The organism is Bacillus sp. B1-WWTP-T-0.5-Post-4 (genome assembly GCF_009183795.1).
Taxonomy (GTDB): domain Bacteria; phylum Bacillota; class Bacilli; order Bacillales; family Bacillaceae_G; genus Bacillus_A; species Bacillus_A cereus.
Genome location: NZ_WEIJ01000006.1, coordinates 156,534 through 171,566, shown reverse-complemented (window position 1 = coordinate 171,566; position 15,033 = coordinate 156,534). Strand labels below are relative to the sequence as shown.

Sequence of the window (15,033 nt, the reverse complement as noted above, 5' to 3'; positions counted from 1 at the left end):
AGCATTTGAACTCTCCAAAAATAGTTTGTCTACAGTCTGAAAGCTCTTCATTTGAAGAGCTTTTTTTATATTCGCTTCATCGAAATCGTTTCACGTATACTTTGTAAATTTTTTAGAGTTTCCTCTTGTCGCTGCAACGACAACCCTACATACAAAGTATCTAATAAGCTTAACTGTGCTAATCGTGATGAACTTGCTTCTGTGCGGAATTCAGTCTCACGTGTTGATGTATATAACGTTATATCAGCAAGTTGACTTAATGCTGATTTCTTATAGCTCGTAATCGCAATAATTTTGGCCCCTCTTGCTTTCGCTACTTCTAACGCTTCAAGTAATCCTTTATTGCTACCAGAATGAGAAATACCAATAACAACTGAATTTTCCGAGAGTAAACCTGCTCCCATAATTTGAAAATGCGAATCAGTATGAGCGATACAAGAAATACCCGTTCTCATAAACTTATGATACGCATCCATTGCAATAATACCAGAGCCACCATTTCCATAAAACTCAATTCGACTTGCTTCTTGTAAGGCTCGTACAGCCTGCTCAAGTGCCGTTTCATTAAGCAAATGTAAAGTATCTTGCAGTCCTGTAATATGCGAATGAAAAACTTTTTTAGCAACAGTTACCATACTATCTTCTGCTGATACCTCTTCATGGATATTTTGCATCGGTGTATGTACAATTTCACGAGCTAATGTAATCTTTAAATCTTGAAAACCTTGCAAACCAAGGTTTTTACATAAGCGGAATATCGTAGCTTCGGAACTATTCGTAACTTCAGCTAATTCTGTAATAGATTTATGTACAACATCTTGTGGATGTTTCAAAATATGTTCGGCAATACTTCGCAATTTCGGTGATAAACCATTTAACGAAGCCTGAATCTTTCCAATCCCACTTCTTGTACCAGGCATAGCATATCCTCCCCTTCCATCGTAGCTTTATCCTGTAAAAACCGATTAGTTAAACTAATCATCAGTGGGGATGGTCCCCCACTGATTAGAGTTTCACTTTATTGTACCTAATTATCGAAAGAAGAAAAACCTATATTAGGGATTACTATAAATTTTAATTGCTCCTATGTATTCTGTCATACGATATAACAGAATTATTCATGCTTATGAATAATTCTCTCCATGTTTCACTGCGTATAATGCGGCTTGCGTACGATCATCCACTTCCAATTTAGCTAAAACGTTTGAAACGTGTGTTTTCACAGTTTGTTCTGTAATATGAAGTTCTGCTGCAATCTCCTTGTTGCTTCTTCCTTTCGCAATTTCGCGAAGTACCTCTTGCTCTCTTTTCGTTAACATTGAAAAAGGATTTTCTACTTCCTTCTTTACTGCAGAACGCCCCATTAATGCAGGTGTTACTTTCGGGTGAAAATTCGCATTTCCTTGATGTACTGCAATAATAGAAGCGACAAGTTGCTCAGGTTGTACTTCTTTTAATTGATAACCATCTGCTCCAGCTTCAAGTGCTGGTATAACATAATCTTGCTCTGAAAAACTACTTAATATAAGTACCTTTATTGTCTCATCATATTGCTTTAGACGTTTTGTTGCCTCAATTCCATCCATTTTCGGCATCGATACATCCATTAGTACGACATCTGGTCTTTCTTTTTGCACGAAATGTAATGCCTCTTCGCCATTTTCCGCTTCCCCAATAATTTCAAATTCTTCTCTCGTTTTCAAAAAGAATACAAGTCCTCTTCGAACGATATGATGATCCTCAACTAGTAGCAGTTTAATCTTCAACCTTATTCTCCCCTTCAAATCGGCAATTGAATTTCTATTTTTGTACCCTTTTTCAGCTCTGTTATAATTTGAAACGATCCCTTCATTAACTGAATACGTTCCTTCATACTTTTCAGGCCAAGTGCTGATTCCCTTACATGTTCTTGTATAAATCCTATTCCATTGTCTTCTATGTAAAAATGTAACTGGTTATTTTCTATTTTCAAAAGAATATGTACCTTTTCACACGAAGCATGCTTTTTACAATTATGTAGCGCCTCTTGGCTAATACGCCATAAAACTTCTTCTATTTCATCCCCAATTGAAACCATCCCATCAATTCGAACTTCCACTTGAACTCCTAATAACTTCCCGTAATTTTGAATTGCTTCTGCTAATCCTTTCTCCAATCCTTCAGGTCTTAATTGCCAAATTAATAGCGTCATCTCTTGTAATGCTTCTTGTGATAATTCCCCAATATAACTTAACATCTCTTGCAATTCTCTATCTTGCGTCATATTCAGAGTACCTTTCGCCGTTAGCATAATAGAAAATAACAATTGTTTTACTGAATCATGTAAATCACGTGCAAGGCGATTTCTTTCCGCTACCACTACATATTTACGTTCTTTCTCAACTAATTGAATACGTTGTATTGTCGTTCCAATTTGAAATGCAATTGATTCTAATAATGCTAACTCTTCCTCAGAAAAATGAGTCTTATGAGGTGCAGCCACATTTAGTAGACCAAATTTTTCTGATCCAGACCTAAGCGGAATTGTCGCATGATGTGTAACATCTTCTGTCTCTCCCCAATTACATTCAATTGCATCTTCTATTCGCTTACATTCAATAATATTAGTCGCTTTTTCCAATCTCCCATTCACAAAACGTTCTACACACCAACAGTTTCCTTCACACATCGGCTTCTTCTTTTGCCACGTAAGAGCCTCTGGTAAATTTTCGTCTACAAGCATGCTGTGCTTTCCACTTTCATCAATAAAGAATATCCACCCTGTTTGTAAATTCATTACTTGTAACAATGTATGCAACACTTTTTCCAACATATGCTGTAAGTTTGTTGCTTCATTTAATAATTCAGCAATTTCTTTTAATGCTTCTAAACGACGCATCTCTTTTTCTTCAAAGTTCATTCTCATCACCAACTACAATTATAACATTAAGAAATTTCTAAATTCTATAAATAAAAAAAGAACCGAATTCCTTCAGCCCTTTCTTTATATCAATCATTTTATTATTGTTATTCTATCCAATGTTGGAAGCAGAATTTTTGTTAACAAACGATTCTACTTTAGCTGTCCGATAAAGATTGTCCACCATGGATATGCTGTAAACCTTCAGTAGTAACAACCATATTCGCTGCTGGCATTTGCACTTGATTCTTATGGAACATAGACATTAATTCAAATCTTACTTGTCTAGAAGTTTCAAAATAATCTTCTGGCTTTATTAAACCTGTAATACAAAATTCATAGCCAACATATTTCAAGTTAGGATTTAAGTCTGTAACACCGACGTATTTAAATGGTTCAACAGCCTCATCCTCTACTCTATAAAGAGTTTGATTCAATTCTTCATTACATATAATACATACTTCTTCTAACAATTCCTTCACTCTTGTTGGATCTTCCTGATAACTTACCGTGATGCGTTCAATTACACGCATCCATCCTTTATTAAAATTTTGTATCGTTCTAATCTCTCCGTGCGGGATGGTAAGTAGTTTTCCTGACCATTCACGAATTTGCATAAAACGAATACTAATCTCTTCAATAGTTCCTGAATTTGTTCCGTTAAAAGTTACAAAATCACCAACCCGAAACTCTTTGTCCGCTAATCTTGCAAAGCCTAATATAACATCTTTTAGCATCTGTTGTGCAGCAAAACCGATGACAACTCCAGCTATCCCTGCACCTGCAATAATACTTTTTATATCTACAAATTGGCTAATTAAATATATGATAAGACTGATGATAATGATATATCTAAAAATAGATCGAATTACACTTTGAATCGTCTGCTCTACCTCTTCATCAAAAAAGCTTGATTTCCTAAAAAACCAATCAATAATACGGTTTATTACAAAAGAAATAATGATTAAAACTAAAGCAAATAGTAAAAATCTTAAAAGTAAAAACTCTCTTACATAATTAAAAAATTCTTCAGTATACGTTAATAAGCTCATTTAACCACTTCCTTACTAATTAAAAAATTCATAATCGCCTAAGTTTGTTCCAGAAAAATCTATTATCCTAATCTAAAATGCCACTATCCTTACTATGTATTTTGACTCTATTACTAATTCACCTTAAACAGTATGTCTAGGTGTTCTTTTTCCTTTCCCTTTAAATATACCCTTTTTAATAACCTAAGGGGGGAGCAAATCGTGAAATTTTTTTATACGTTAAAACTTTATTCATCTCATTACGATTTCAACTCATTTATTCATTAACTACGTAAAAAAAGAGCTGAATTTATCAGCTCTTTTATTCAATATTAATTGTTGTCTTACTACTTTTTTCTTCTTTCAATTTTGGCAATTCAATTGTCAATACGCCATCTTTATAATTTGCTTTAACATTTTCTTCCTCAACTTGTTTAAAATTAAAGCGTCGAGTTACAGAACCTATAGAACGTTCTTTACGAATATATGTGCCATTCTCGTCTTTTTCTTCTACTTCATTATGATTCGTTGCTTGGATCGTTAATATATCTTGTTCAAAATCAACTTGAATGTTTTCTTTTTGAAAACCTGGTAAATCTGCTTTCACAGTATATTTACCAGATTGCTCATGAACATCTACTTTAAAAGTATCCATGTTCAGTGGCTTAAAGAAAGCATCTGTCATCCCTTCTAATAAAGAAGGCCCAAAATCAAAAATGCCATTTTGACGTTTTGTTATCTCTGGAAATAAATTACGCATATTTTTTCCTCCTTATTATTTATGAATGAAAGATTATCTCTTTCTGCCTTTATTATAACATTTGGTCAAAAAAGGTCAAAGTTTTTGTTTGACCTTTTTTGATGTATATTTTACCAAATAAAACAAATAAGTTATATGTCATCTCTCCCCTTATAAAGAGGAATATATCTACATAATAACGAATAGTTTATTTGCTCTTATTTTTTCTTACGGAGGTTACATACAATGGGATATATTGAAGAACTTAGAAAAGTTGTCGGATCAAGACCACTCAATCTAGCAGGAGTTGCTGTAGCTGTTTTCAATGAACAAGGACAAATAAAAGAGACCTTTTTTAAAGGCCTCTTTTTTCACTTCACTTCTGCATGTAAGCATGACTTAAAATGCACAAGTGCATATTCATGCCCTTGTGCATTAAAAGATGCAACCGCCTTTTCATAAACAACAATTTTAAACCCTTTATTATAAGCATCTACTGCTGTATGAAGAACACAAATATCGGTACAAACACCTACAAGATGAACTTCTTCTATTCCTCTTTCTCTTAGCTTCATATCTAAATCCGTTCCAGCAAATGCACTATACCGTGTTTTATCCATATAATATACATTCTCTGCATTTTTATATGTTTCGTACACATCTTGTAATTCACCAAACAAATCTCTTCCACTTGTACCAGCTATATTATGGGGCGGGAATAACTTTGATTCTGGATGATATACATCATTTTCTTCATGTTTATCAATAGCAAAGACAACGTAATCTCCATTTTCAATATATTGCTTCGTTATATGTACAATTTCCTTCTCAATTTCCTGTCCTGGTTTCCCGCAAGTTAAAGCCCCCTTTTCCGCTACAAAATCATATGTATAATCAATATTAATAAGAGCTCGTTTCATAACCACTATCTCTCCTTCTTCTGTTTCACAGTAAACAATAGAAAATTTGTTATTACGACATCGTATGTACTATTCGACATTTCAAATGAAATACCTACATTTTTCTTCTGAAACTTACCTTAGTCCGAGTTTATCATATAATAAATAAACAATGGTAAAACAAATAACTCCTATTAACAAGTCATGAATTTGATAATTGAGCGTTATTTGCATAAACTCTTGTATCGTAAACCAAATTACTGCCATCATTAGGCTAATCAAAATGATACGAATACACCAATTCACGTATTCAACCTCTTTCTCTGTCATAGTAGTAACAAGTGATTACTTCCTATTTAATCGTATTAGAAAATGAAATAAGTTATTCACTCTTGCACACTCTAGTCCAAACAAAAAAGCACACTACTTTTTGAGTAATGTACTTTTTATTCTTATTAAGACGCAGGTTTTGTCTCAAATGTTGCTTGATTAAAACTAATAACCTTTCCTTTCGGATCATTGTTTTCATACTGAACTGCAGTAATTGTATGACTACCTGTTTCCAGCGTTTTTTCTTTTAACTGCACTGTTGTCTGCGTTGTACTAGTTACTTGATGTTTATCTGTATACATTTGATCTACAAATACGAATGTTTCTTTATCACTTTGAAAATTAGAAAGTTCTAATTCAACTTGCTGAATTAACGTATCCTTTTTGATGAATACAGTCGGTATATTGCCGTTTTCAGAAGTACCATCTGGAGTAATAACTTTTACTTTCCCTTCTCCAATTGACATTGCTCCTTCAGGAAATACAACCATATTCTCATCACTTGCGTTTACAACTTGTTCTTCCTGTTTTGATTGCGCGTCCTCTTTTTCCTGTGGAGCACCGCAACCAACTAATAACAATACAGACAATCCAGTGATTATGAATTTTTTCAAAATTCATCCCCCCTGTAACTTCATTATAATTTATTATACAAAAATAACTTTTAAATTTTGAGACTACATTCAACACTTTCATGAACAAATAGAATCCTGCTCACGATTAATGTATCATACTTTCCTTAATAGAACATTAATTTTTTTTATGAAATAAATAGTAATTCCCTCTTATCTATCATTTTAGCCCAACATATGAATTACATACCCTCAAAAATAAAAAGACATTGTTAATTCAATGTCTTTTCTATACAGCAATTAAAAAACAAACGTTGTAATCTCATCTACATCTTTTCTTGGAAGTTTCTTCGGTTTATCTTTCGGAAATCCGAGTGAAATAACCATATTTATTTGTTTTTCAGGCTCAATTTGTAAATATTGGCGCAGTTCATCTTGAGCTAGCAATACTGGCCCTGTCATTGGACAAGTACCAAGTCCCTTTGCATGTGCAGCTAACATTAAGTTTTGTGCCGCTAAACAGCTACTCTTAATGCCTTCTTCTTCCCAAACTGAATCTGGAACAAAAGCAATTGGATCAAATATCTTTTCACGGAACTTTGATTCATATGGTGTTGCCAAACATACGATTAATACTGGTGCCTCCGAGAAAGCTGTTGCATATGGTCCGAAAGAACGTGTAAGTAATTTCCCTGCTTTCTCTTCTCCATTTTCTGCTGCTTTTGCCGCAAGTTTATGTAATGCATCCCATGTCATTTGTTCAATTTCTTTAATCTTCTCTCGATTCATGATAACTAAGAATTCCCACGTTTGTGAATTCGTATCACTTGGTGCGTAACGAGCACAATCAATTATTTCTTTTATATCATTAGTAGATACTTCTTGATCTGTAAACTTTCTAACACTTCGTCTTCCGTGAATTACTTCTTTAAAATCTTCATAATTCATATATTAAATCCCCTTTTTACAGCGTTTTCAAAACTTGTCCTATGCTTGAATTATATCATGAAAAAAAGCTGGAAGAATACCAGCTTTTTTCTTCATGATTAATTTGTAACTTTCAACAAACGAATCCTCTCTTCGTATGCAGCTTGTAGTTTTTTCGTAATTGTTCCTCTTTCACCAGCCCCGAACTGTTCATCACCAATTTGAACGACTGGGAATATTTCAAGTGGCGTCGCTGTAAAGAAGCACTCCTCAGCCTCATATACTTCTTGTAATGAAAACTCTCGCTCCTCTACATCGATATGTAACTCTTTCGCTAATGTAATTACATAGTGACGTGTAATACCATGTAAAATGAAATGATCCGCTGGATGTGTAATCAACTTATTATTCTTCACGATAAAGAAATTGGAATGACACCCTTCAGTCACAATACCATCTCGTACTAATATTGCTTCTTGATACCCTTGTTCATTTATTTTGTTTTTGATCATGATATTAGGAAGCAAATTTAAAGATTTTATATGGCAAAACTTCCACCTGATGTCCTCTTCTACTGTCACCTTAATCCCTGCCTCCATTGAAGCAACTGGTCTTGGGAACGAAACAAGATTTGCAAAATATGTCGGTTGTAAATCTGATTCATATAAATGATTGCGCGGTTGTGCACCTCTTGATATTTGTAAATATACATTCCCATCTTCTTGAAATTGATTTTTTTCAATCATTTGATATAACTCTTCTACTAATTCTTCCTTCGTAAATGGTGGAATTAGTTTTATTTCTGCCATAGAGTTAAAGAATCGTTCCAAATGTAAATCTAATAAATGAGGCTTGCCATCGTATAGTCTAAATACTTCATAAATCCCATCACCAAATTGGAAGCCTCGCTCTTCTAATGCTACCATCGGCTGTTCTTCTTTCGTATTAATCATTCTCCCATTAAACAAGATCCAATCTTTATGAATAGCTTTCATTCTTCCCCACTCCTTTATCACATGATTGATTTTATTGTACAACTTATGACACCCTTAAAGAAGGAATTTTCTGTATTTTTACAAACTAAAAATACATCACTTCGTAAAAGTGATGTATTTTATCATTTATTTAAGGAAATATTTTTCAATATCATCTAACATAAGGTTCGCAGCTTTAATACCGCCTGCTGTATTCCAAATTACCTCATCTACTTGGAATACTTTATTATTTTTAGAAGCCTGTAGTTGCTTAAAGAGTGGATCTTCTGTCCATTCCTTCGCTAACGAATTTCCTTCATTATTCTTATCTGCATCTTTATCAGACGTGAAATAGAATAAGTAGTCTCCGTCCATATTTGGAATCTGCTCTTTTGTAATTCCTTTTATCGCAAAATCATCTTTATCTTGTAATGGTGGTCGTTTAAATCCAATATCATTTAAAACAACGCCCGAGAATGAGTTTTTTTGATAAATACGAACATCACCTGGCACGAAACGAATAATAGAAACTTTAGAATTCAATTTATCGCCTAACTTCTCTTTCATTCCTTCAATGCGTTTTTTATAATCATCAAGAGCTTTTTGCCCTTCTTTTTCTTTATTTACAGCTTTTGTATAAAGTGTAAAGTTTTCTTTCCAATCACCGCGTAATGTTTCTGCATAAACAGTTGGTGCGATTTCTTTTAGCTGATCATATATTTTTTCATGACGCATTTTATTTCCGATAATTAAATCTGGCTTAAGCTTCATTACAGCCTCTAAATTAATATCACGTTCAGTTCCTACAACTTCCGTGTTTTTTAACTCTTTCGCTAAATGAGGATACCATTCATCACCAGCACGTGGTTTCGTAGTCCCCACTGGCGTTACGCCCACAGCTAGGAGAGCCTCTGCGCCTTCATTTGTTAAAACAACAACTTTTTTAGGTGTACCATTTACTGTCGTTTCACCCATTGCATGCTTTACCGTATATGAATCTTTTGCTTTCGCTGATATATTATTTTCTTTTTCCTCTTCTTTACCACATCCTGCAATTACAACCATGAGTATCATAATGCAGAACATAATTAGTTTTTTAGTATGTATCATATGTCCTCCCTAGATGAAATCGATTATCATTAACATTTAAAGATTAATGTATCTTACATACATTGTCAATGTATATCAGAAAACTTTTTTAATATATACTATTTAGATTCTATCCGCTTTTCTAATGTTTCTTTTTAAAACATAGTGCATAAGTATGAAAAAAATGTTGTTATTAAAATGCGTATCCTTGTTATACATAACAAGGATACGCATCCATATTGCACTATCATTTCAATTCCTAATATTGAGTATACTTAATATACGCTGGGTCATTATATACCCACTGATTTCCACCAAGGTTTAACCAACCATTTTCATTTATATATACTAAATAAGATTCTGGAGAATTTAATTGGCGGATAACTGCAGATGTAGTTGATGGACCACTTCTTAAATTTACATTCATCCCTTGTATATATGCAACCCCAATCGGGCTTCCATCACTATTGCTTGTCTTTACAAAATTAATGTAAGAAAAATCATTATACACCCATTGTCCATTCCCCAAATCTAGCCATCCGTTACTTTCTTGATATACAACGTAAGATTCTGGAGAATTTAATTGACGAATAACTGAGGAAGAAGTTGATGGACCATTTCTTAAATTTACATTTTTCCCAAGAACATAAGCGATTCCCTTCGTTTGAGGTACCGGTTGTGGGTTAGGAGGTTGTGGATTTGGAGTTACTCCAAAAATAGCTGCTATTCCATTTGCATACGCTTGACTTAGATCTTCAATAAATTGTGGATTTTTTAATAAATTTGCATCAAAAGCTGTATCAATAAAAGCAGTCTCAGTTAAAATTGCATCCATTGCGGTTTCTCTTAATACCGCATAATTTTCTTTTTTTGCTCCTCGATCACGAAGACCATATTTTGTTAATACAGGATTGACAGCTGTATGCATTTTTTGTTGCTTTGCATATGCAGTGCTGCTATTGGATAACGCATTATAAATATAACTTTCAAAACCTGTACCCCCGCCGCTATTAATATGAAATGAAATAAAATAATCCGCACTGAAAGCATTAGCAATATTAGCACGTTCAGATAAAGAAATAAACACATCACTATCACGTGTCATTTTAATTGTAATTGGGTAATTTACCGTTAAAATGTCTCGAACGCGTCTAGCAATTTGAAGTGTTAAGTTTTTTTCTACTAAACCATTACCAACAGCACCAGAATCATATCCACCGTGCCCTGCGTCTATAACAAGTTTCATTTTATTGCCCCGCCCCTTTCTTGTAATATGTTTGCATTTCTACTCGTCCTATTTTATGTGAAATGTACAAGTTCTGTTACAATTGCAAATAAAAAAAACGCCTTATGTAAGGCGGTTTCTATCATCTTGCTTTAACCAATTTAAAATAAATATATACGATTGATAGTGAACATAACGTATGCAAAATAAAATAAATAAAAGTGCTATTCCAACACCACTATAAAGTAAACCGAACTTTAAAAAAACATTTACAAGTGGTGGAAAGTTTGTTAGATTTTGTAATGTACTAAGCATACAAAACATAATGAAAAAGACAGGGACGTATTGTAATTCATACGGCTTTTTTTTCTTAATCATTCTTTTCCGAATGATTATATGACATAATTCTGCTACTATAAAGCACCCTCCAATTAATACAAGACCAGAAGTCATCGTCATACATCCACCTGCCTTATATTTATTGTATCGTATAAATAATCATCGTTATATTTTCTTTACATACTCTTCATCTTCTGAAGTAAAACCAAAACTCTCTATGAAAGACTTCGCCTTTTCTGTTAATTTCTCTTGTAGCACTTTTATTTCTTTCACATTTCTTTGTTTCATCATTTCTTCAAATGTAAAATACGTATTTGTACCATAACCGTAACCTTGGTAATCAAAATGAATAATTAGCTGTGATAAAACAGCCCGTTCCTCTTGTACACTATAATCTATTACACCAATATATGTATCATCAACTTTCACACAGTACTGTACCTTTTTCTCACCTAAACTATGCGATTTAAACATTTCTTTAACAACGCTTTCATTTTCTACAGTAACTTTCTCAAACGTAATCATATGTTGTCCATCCTTTTACTATTATTGTATCAATAATACTTCCTATTTATGAAAAAAACCTTAAGACCGTATGCGATCTTAAGGTTTTTCTAATTAAACTAAGCTATACGCACGTTTTGTTTCTTCATGGAACTTATTCGTATCGTATTTATGCTCAACATAAATTTGGTGCCATACCATAAACGCAAGTACAGTCCAAATTTTACGGCTATAATCGCCTTTATCTGCACAATGTGCTTCCAGTAAGTTTAATACATACTGTTTGTCGATTAAATGCTCTGTCTTACTTTCGTTTATAATATTTATAGCCCAATCATGCATTTCGTCTTTTAACCAGTGACGAATTGGTACTGGGAATCCAAGTTTTTTACGATCTAATACGTGATCTGGAACGATTCCGCGTGCTGCTTCACGTAAAATAGCTTTCGTAGTTCCGTTAGCAATCTTAAATTCAGTTGGAATTTTAGATGCAACATCGAATACTTCTTTATCTAAGAACGGTACACGAAGTTCTAATGAGTTTGCCATTGTCATTTTATCAGCTTTTAATAAAATGTCACCGCGTAACCATGTGAACATGTCAATGTACTGCATTTTACTTACATCATCATAATCTTTAATCTCGTTATACAATGGTTTCGTGATATCCATATAGTTAACACTTTCATTGTAATACTTCATTAATTCAGCTTTTTCTTCTTCACGGAAGATTTTAGCATTTCCATAGTAACGCTCTTCAATTGGTGTACATCCACGCTCTAGGAAGCTCTTACCTTTAAATCCTTCTTTAAGAGCACCACTTAATGCTTTTAGAACGCTCTTACCTGGGCTAGGAATGTAAGAGAACATTTTTAGTGAATTTGGCTCACGGTAAATGTTATAACCACCAAATAGCTCGTCTGCGCCTTCACCAGAAAGAACAACTGTTACATGTTTACGTGCTTCTTTCGCAACGAAGTACAATGGTACAGCTGCTGGATCAGCTAAAGGATCATCCATATGCCAAATGATTTTTGGGAACTCATCCATAAATTCTTTCGCTGAAATGAATACGTTATGGTTTTTAACGCCTAATTTCTCAGCAGTTTCTTTCGCAACATCAACTTCACTGAAACCACGTTGCTCAAAACCAACAGAGAATGTTAAAAGATTTGGATTCATTTCTCTTGCGATAGAAGCGATGATAGATGAATCGATACCACCAGATAAGAATGAACCTACTGGTACATCACTACGCATATGCACTTTTACTGAATCATATAACACATCACGAATTGCTTGGATATGCTCCTCTTTCGTTGCACTTGAAGCGTTGAAATAAGGTTTCCAGTAGCGATGGATTTCCATCTCTTTACCGATTTCTTTTACGAAATAATGACCAGGCTCGATTTTATTAACATCAATTGTTAAAGTTTCTGGCTCTGGACCATATTGGTACGTAAAGTAATGTTGTAGTGACGTTGGATTAACGCCTTTATCTTCCATCACATGCATAATACTTTTCTTCTCAGATGCGAAGAATGTAGTATCACCTTGTTGTGCGATGTATAAAGGTTTAATACCGAAGTGGTCACGTGCACCGAAAAGTTTCTTTTCTTCACGATCCCAAATCATAAATGCAAACATACCACGAAGGTAATCTACACATTTTTCTTTCATATGTGCATACAATGCAATGATAACTTCTGTATCAGATTGCGTTGCAAACGTTGCACCTTTTTCAAGTAACATTTCACGTAATTCTACATAGTTGTAAATTTCACCATTAAAAATAATTACATATCGATCATTTTCATAAGTTAGCGGCTGATGTCCTGCCTCTAAGTCAATGATGCTTAAACGGCGGAAGCCAAATTGTACATGTTCATCACGAAAATATCCTTCGTCATCTGGACCACGGTGGAAAATCATCGTGTTCATATTTTCAAATTGATGTTTTTCTGTTTCTGAAAACTCTCTAGGGTTTTCACATAAACATCCTACAAAACCACACATACTTCTTACCCTCTTTCAGTTTTCATTCTGTCTCTATACTACTATATCAACCCTATTTATACTAGCATAATCAACTGAATATGGCGACCAAAAACTATAAAAAAATCACTCCATTTCACATTTTTAACAATTTTTTATGAAAACATGAAAACTAGGCACTCACCTTTCTCCGCTTTTGTCATATGATATTGCAAATTGATTTCTAGGAGGGAATACCATGAGTGAAGAAAAAAAAGATTCTTCTCGCCCACCGGTTCGTAATTACTTAAAGCAAATTGATGATTTCTTCGAGCAAACACCTCTTCGCAATGTAATCGCTGATTTAAATCATTTTTTCCAAAAAGGAAACCGTTTATTAACATTCCCTGTAGATTTATATGAAGTTGGTGAAGAACTCGTTGTTACAGCTGAACTACCAGGTATACAAAAAGAACAAATCCAAATTGAAATACAAAGTGAATACTTAAAAGTCTCTGTAAAAGAAGAGATACTTGAAGAGGAAGAAGAACAAACATCCCATAACTATTATCGCCGAGAACGTTCCATTTCAGAAGCATCAAGATTGATTAAATTGCCGTATTCAATTAATAAAAAAGCGGCAAAAGCTTCTTATCAAAACGGCGTATTAGAAATTCGGGCGCCGAAACTTCCCCAGCAACATGACATTTTATCGATAGACTAATGCAAAAAAATAAGGGTGCTATGCACCCTTATTTTTAACCCACTAATCGCTTCATATCACGTATAATGTCTTCGTATGGCGTATTACTAATGCCACTATACTTTTTCATTACTTTTCCGTTTTGATCAATTAAATAAAATGATGTACCATGCATGACCTGACCGTTCTCCGGCTTATCTACAAGTGATTGGAAATTATCTTTTGAAAACTTTGTAATATCTTCTAACGAATACCCCGTTAATAAATTCCAGTTACTAGTATCCTCTGTAAACTTTTGAATAAAAGCTTTCAGATTTTCTGGCTTATCAAGGTCTGGATCTACACTAAATGAAACAAACTGAACGTCTAATTTCTCTTCTTTTGCCATCTTTTGAAGCTTGGCCATATTTGCAGTCATTGGTGGACAAACTGTCTGACAATTTGTGAACATAAAATCTGCAACCCAAACTTTCCCTTTTAAATCTTTTGTACCAAATTGCTTTCCATTTTGATTTGTAAATTGGAAGGTTTCTAAATCCCAATTTAATGGTTTACGAAGCTTTGAACCTGATTCACTACATCCAGCAAGTACAAAGAGACAAAATACAACCATAAGACCAATTATTTTTTGATAACGCTTCATTTATAAACCTCTTTTCTCTATCCTAAATTTAAATAGGTTATGTTTATAATAACAAAAGTTAACACTACGAGAAAATTGTTTACTACATTTGTTCACGAAATCGTACGAATTTACGTATGTTACTTCTTTATTTCAAGCGAATTACTAGACAAAATATATTTTTTTACTATTATTTCTATAAATAA

At 33.7% G+C, this 15,033-nt stretch carries 17 protein-coding genes and 1 pseudogene; 2 read left to right on the top strand and 16 right to left on the bottom strand.

Annotation, left to right across the window (positions count from 1 at the left end):
• Positions 1 to 65: 65 nt before the first annotated feature.
• The 5 genes from GBN91_RS19375 to GBN91_RS19355 form a co-directional block, all read right to left on the bottom strand.
• A complete protein-coding gene (locus tag GBN91_RS19375; protein ID WP_001119646.1) occupies positions 66 to 920 on the bottom strand; it encodes a MurR/RpiR family transcriptional regulator in 855 nt (284 codons plus the stop codon).
• Positions 921 to 1,124: 204 nt separating this feature from the next.
• Positions 1,125 to 1,766: a two-component system response regulator CasR gene (casR, locus tag GBN91_RS19370; protein ID WP_000694629.1), complete on the bottom strand. Its 642-nt coding sequence runs from the start codon at positions 1,764 to 1,766 to the stop codon at positions 1,125 to 1,127.
• Positions 1,767 to 1,780: 14 nt separating this feature from the next.
• Complete coding sequence (casK, locus tag GBN91_RS19365; RefSeq protein WP_016122430.1) at positions 1,781 to 2,899, bottom strand: two-component system sensor histidine kinase CasK; 1,119 nt, start codon at positions 2,897 to 2,899, stop codon at positions 1,781 to 1,783.
• A 158-nt stretch (positions 2,900 to 3,057) separates the two neighbouring features.
• On the bottom strand, positions 3,058 to 3,951 hold the full coding sequence (locus GBN91_RS19360) for a mechanosensitive ion channel family protein (RefSeq protein ID WP_000055426.1): 894 nt from the start codon (positions 3,949 to 3,951) through the stop codon (positions 3,058 to 3,060).
• A gap of 301 nt (positions 3,952 to 4,252) precedes the next feature.
• The gene (locus tag GBN91_RS19355) at positions 4,253 to 4,690 is read right to left on the bottom strand and encodes an Hsp20/alpha crystallin family protein (protein WP_016122429.1); all 438 of its coding nucleotides are present in this window, start codon (positions 4,688 to 4,690) and stop codon (positions 4,253 to 4,255) included.
• 225 nt (positions 4,691 to 4,915) lie between these two features.
• Between GBN91_RS19355 and GBN91_RS29290 the strand changes: the two are divergent.
• Positions 4,916 to 5,011: pseudogene (locus GBN91_RS29290) on the top strand (NUDIX hydrolase); the annotation flags it as partial.
• A 29-nt stretch (positions 5,012 to 5,040) separates the two neighbouring features.
• On the opposite strand, the gene GBN91_RS19345 reads toward GBN91_RS29290, so the two are convergent.
• The 10 genes from GBN91_RS19345 to asnB all read right to left on the bottom strand — a co-directional run bounded on the left by GBN91_RS19345 (position 5,041) and on the right by asnB (position 13,544).
• Positions 5,041 to 5,589, bottom strand: coding sequence for a cysteine hydrolase family protein (locus GBN91_RS19345; RefSeq protein WP_152122108.1), 549 nt, complete (start codon positions 5,587 to 5,589; stop codon positions 5,041 to 5,043).
• 114 nt (positions 5,590 to 5,703) lie between these two features.
• Positions 5,704 to 5,898 carry a hypothetical protein gene (locus GBN91_RS29590; RefSeq protein WP_033686798.1) on the bottom strand — a complete coding sequence of 65 codons (195 nt, stop codon included), beginning with the start codon at positions 5,896 to 5,898 and terminating at the stop codon, positions 5,704 to 5,706.
• Between the two features lie 125 nt (positions 5,899 to 6,023).
• The gene (locus GBN91_RS19335) at positions 6,024 to 6,512 is read right to left on the bottom strand and encodes a putative periplasmic lipoprotein (protein ID WP_000713496.1); all 489 of its coding nucleotides are present in this window, start codon (positions 6,510 to 6,512) and stop codon (positions 6,024 to 6,026) included.
• Between the two features lie 258 nt (positions 6,513 to 6,770).
• Positions 6,771 to 7,418 carry a nitroreductase family protein gene (locus GBN91_RS19330; RefSeq protein WP_152122044.1) on the bottom strand — a complete coding sequence of 216 codons (648 nt, stop codon included), beginning with the start codon at positions 7,416 to 7,418 and terminating at the stop codon, positions 6,771 to 6,773.
• 98 nt (positions 7,419 to 7,516) lie between these two features.
• Positions 7,517 to 8,392, bottom strand: coding sequence for a D-amino-acid transaminase (gene dat / locus GBN91_RS19325; RefSeq protein ID WP_049107733.1), 876 nt, complete (start codon positions 8,390 to 8,392; stop codon positions 7,517 to 7,519).
• Between the two features lie 126 nt (positions 8,393 to 8,518).
• Positions 8,519 to 9,481, bottom strand: coding sequence for an ABC transporter substrate-binding protein (locus GBN91_RS19320; protein WP_016122427.1), 963 nt, complete (start codon positions 9,479 to 9,481; stop codon positions 8,519 to 8,521).
• A 238-nt stretch (positions 9,482 to 9,719) separates the two neighbouring features.
• Positions 9,720 to 10,706 (bottom strand): N-acetylmuramoyl-L-alanine amidase, encoded by a 987-nt coding sequence (locus GBN91_RS19315; RefSeq protein WP_016122426.1) that lies wholly within the window; start codon positions 10,704 to 10,706, stop codon positions 9,720 to 9,722.
• Positions 10,707 to 10,808: 102 nt separating this feature from the next.
• Positions 10,809 to 11,138, bottom strand: coding sequence for a hypothetical protein (locus GBN91_RS19310; RefSeq protein ID WP_142384854.1), 330 nt, complete (start codon positions 11,136 to 11,138; stop codon positions 10,809 to 10,811).
• A 51-nt stretch (positions 11,139 to 11,189) separates the two neighbouring features.
• Entirely contained in the window at positions 11,190 to 11,549 is a 360-nt protein-coding gene (locus GBN91_RS19305) for a GNAT family N-acetyltransferase (RefSeq protein ID WP_000627523.1), read from the bottom strand.
• A gap of 93 nt (positions 11,550 to 11,642) precedes the next feature.
• Entirely contained in the window at positions 11,643 to 13,544 is a 1,902-nt protein-coding gene (gene asnB / locus GBN91_RS19300; protein WP_000333816.1) for an asparagine synthase (glutamine-hydrolyzing), read from the bottom strand.
• A gap of 217 nt (positions 13,545 to 13,761) precedes the next feature.
• Here asnB and GBN91_RS19295 point away from each other — a divergent pair, with 217 nt between their 5' ends.
• Positions 13,762 to 14,226: an Hsp20/alpha crystallin family protein gene (locus GBN91_RS19295; RefSeq protein WP_001288085.1), complete on the top strand. Its 465-nt coding sequence runs from the start codon at positions 13,762 to 13,764 to the stop codon at positions 14,224 to 14,226.
• A gap of 34 nt (positions 14,227 to 14,260) precedes the next feature.
• Here the strand turns inward: GBN91_RS19295 and GBN91_RS19290 are convergent, their stop codons facing one another.
• Positions 14,261 to 14,848 carry an SCO family protein gene (locus GBN91_RS19290; RefSeq protein ID WP_152122042.1) on the bottom strand — a complete coding sequence of 196 codons (588 nt, stop codon included), beginning with the start codon at positions 14,846 to 14,848 and terminating at the stop codon, positions 14,261 to 14,263.
• Between the last annotated feature and the right edge of the window lie 185 nt (positions 14,849 to 15,033).

Coding starts and splice junctions, on each gene's coding strand:
- GBN91_RS19375 (WP_001119646.1), bottom strand. CDS start 920: ATGCCTGGTACAAGAAGTGGGATTGGAAAGATTCAGGCTTCGTTAAAT.
- casK (WP_016122430.1), bottom strand. CDS start 2,899: ATGAACTTTGAAGAAAAAGAGATGCGTCGTTTAGAAGCATTAAAAGAA.
- GBN91_RS19360 (WP_000055426.1), bottom strand. CDS start 3,951: ATGAGCTTATTAACGTATACTGAAGAATTTTTTAATTATGTAAGAGAG.
- GBN91_RS19355 (WP_016122429.1), bottom strand. CDS start 4,690: ATGCGTAATTTATTTCCAGAGATAACAAAACGTCAAAATGGCATTTTT.
- GBN91_RS19345 (WP_152122108.1), bottom strand. CDS start 5,589: ATGAAACGAGCTCTTATTAATATTGATTATACATATGATTTTGTAGCG.
- GBN91_RS29590 (WP_033686798.1), bottom strand. CDS start 5,898: ATGACAGAGAAAGAGGTTGAATACGTGAATTGGTGTATTCGTATCATT.
- GBN91_RS19330 (WP_152122044.1), bottom strand. CDS start 7,418: ATGAATTATGAAGATTTTAAAGAAGTAATTCACGGAAGACGAAGTGTT.
- dat (WP_049107733.1), bottom strand. CDS start 8,392: ATGAAAGCTATTCATAAAGATTGGATCTTGTTTAATGGGAGAATGATT.
- GBN91_RS19320 (WP_016122427.1), bottom strand. CDS start 9,481: ATGATACATACTAAAAAACTAATTATGTTCTGCATTATGATACTCATG.
- GBN91_RS19315 (WP_016122426.1), bottom strand. CDS start 10,706: ATGAAACTTGTTATAGACGCAGGGCACGGTGGATATGATTCTGGTGCT.
- GBN91_RS19310 (WP_142384854.1), bottom strand. CDS start 11,138: ATGACTTCTGGTCTTGTATTAATTGGAGGGTGCTTTATAGTAGCAGAA.
- GBN91_RS19305 (WP_000627523.1), bottom strand. CDS start 11,549: ATGATTACGTTTGAGAAAGTTACTGTAGAAAATGAAAGCGTTGTTAAA.
- asnB (WP_000333816.1), bottom strand. CDS start 13,544: ATGTGTGGTTTTGTAGGATGTTTATGTGAAAACCCTAGAGAGTTTTCA.
- GBN91_RS19295 (WP_001288085.1), top strand. CDS start 13,762: ATGAGTGAAGAAAAAAAAGATTCTTCTCGCCCACCGGTTCGTAATTAC.
- GBN91_RS19290 (WP_152122042.1), bottom strand. CDS start 14,848: ATGAAGCGTTATCAAAAAATAATTGGTCTTATGGTTGTATTTTGTCTC.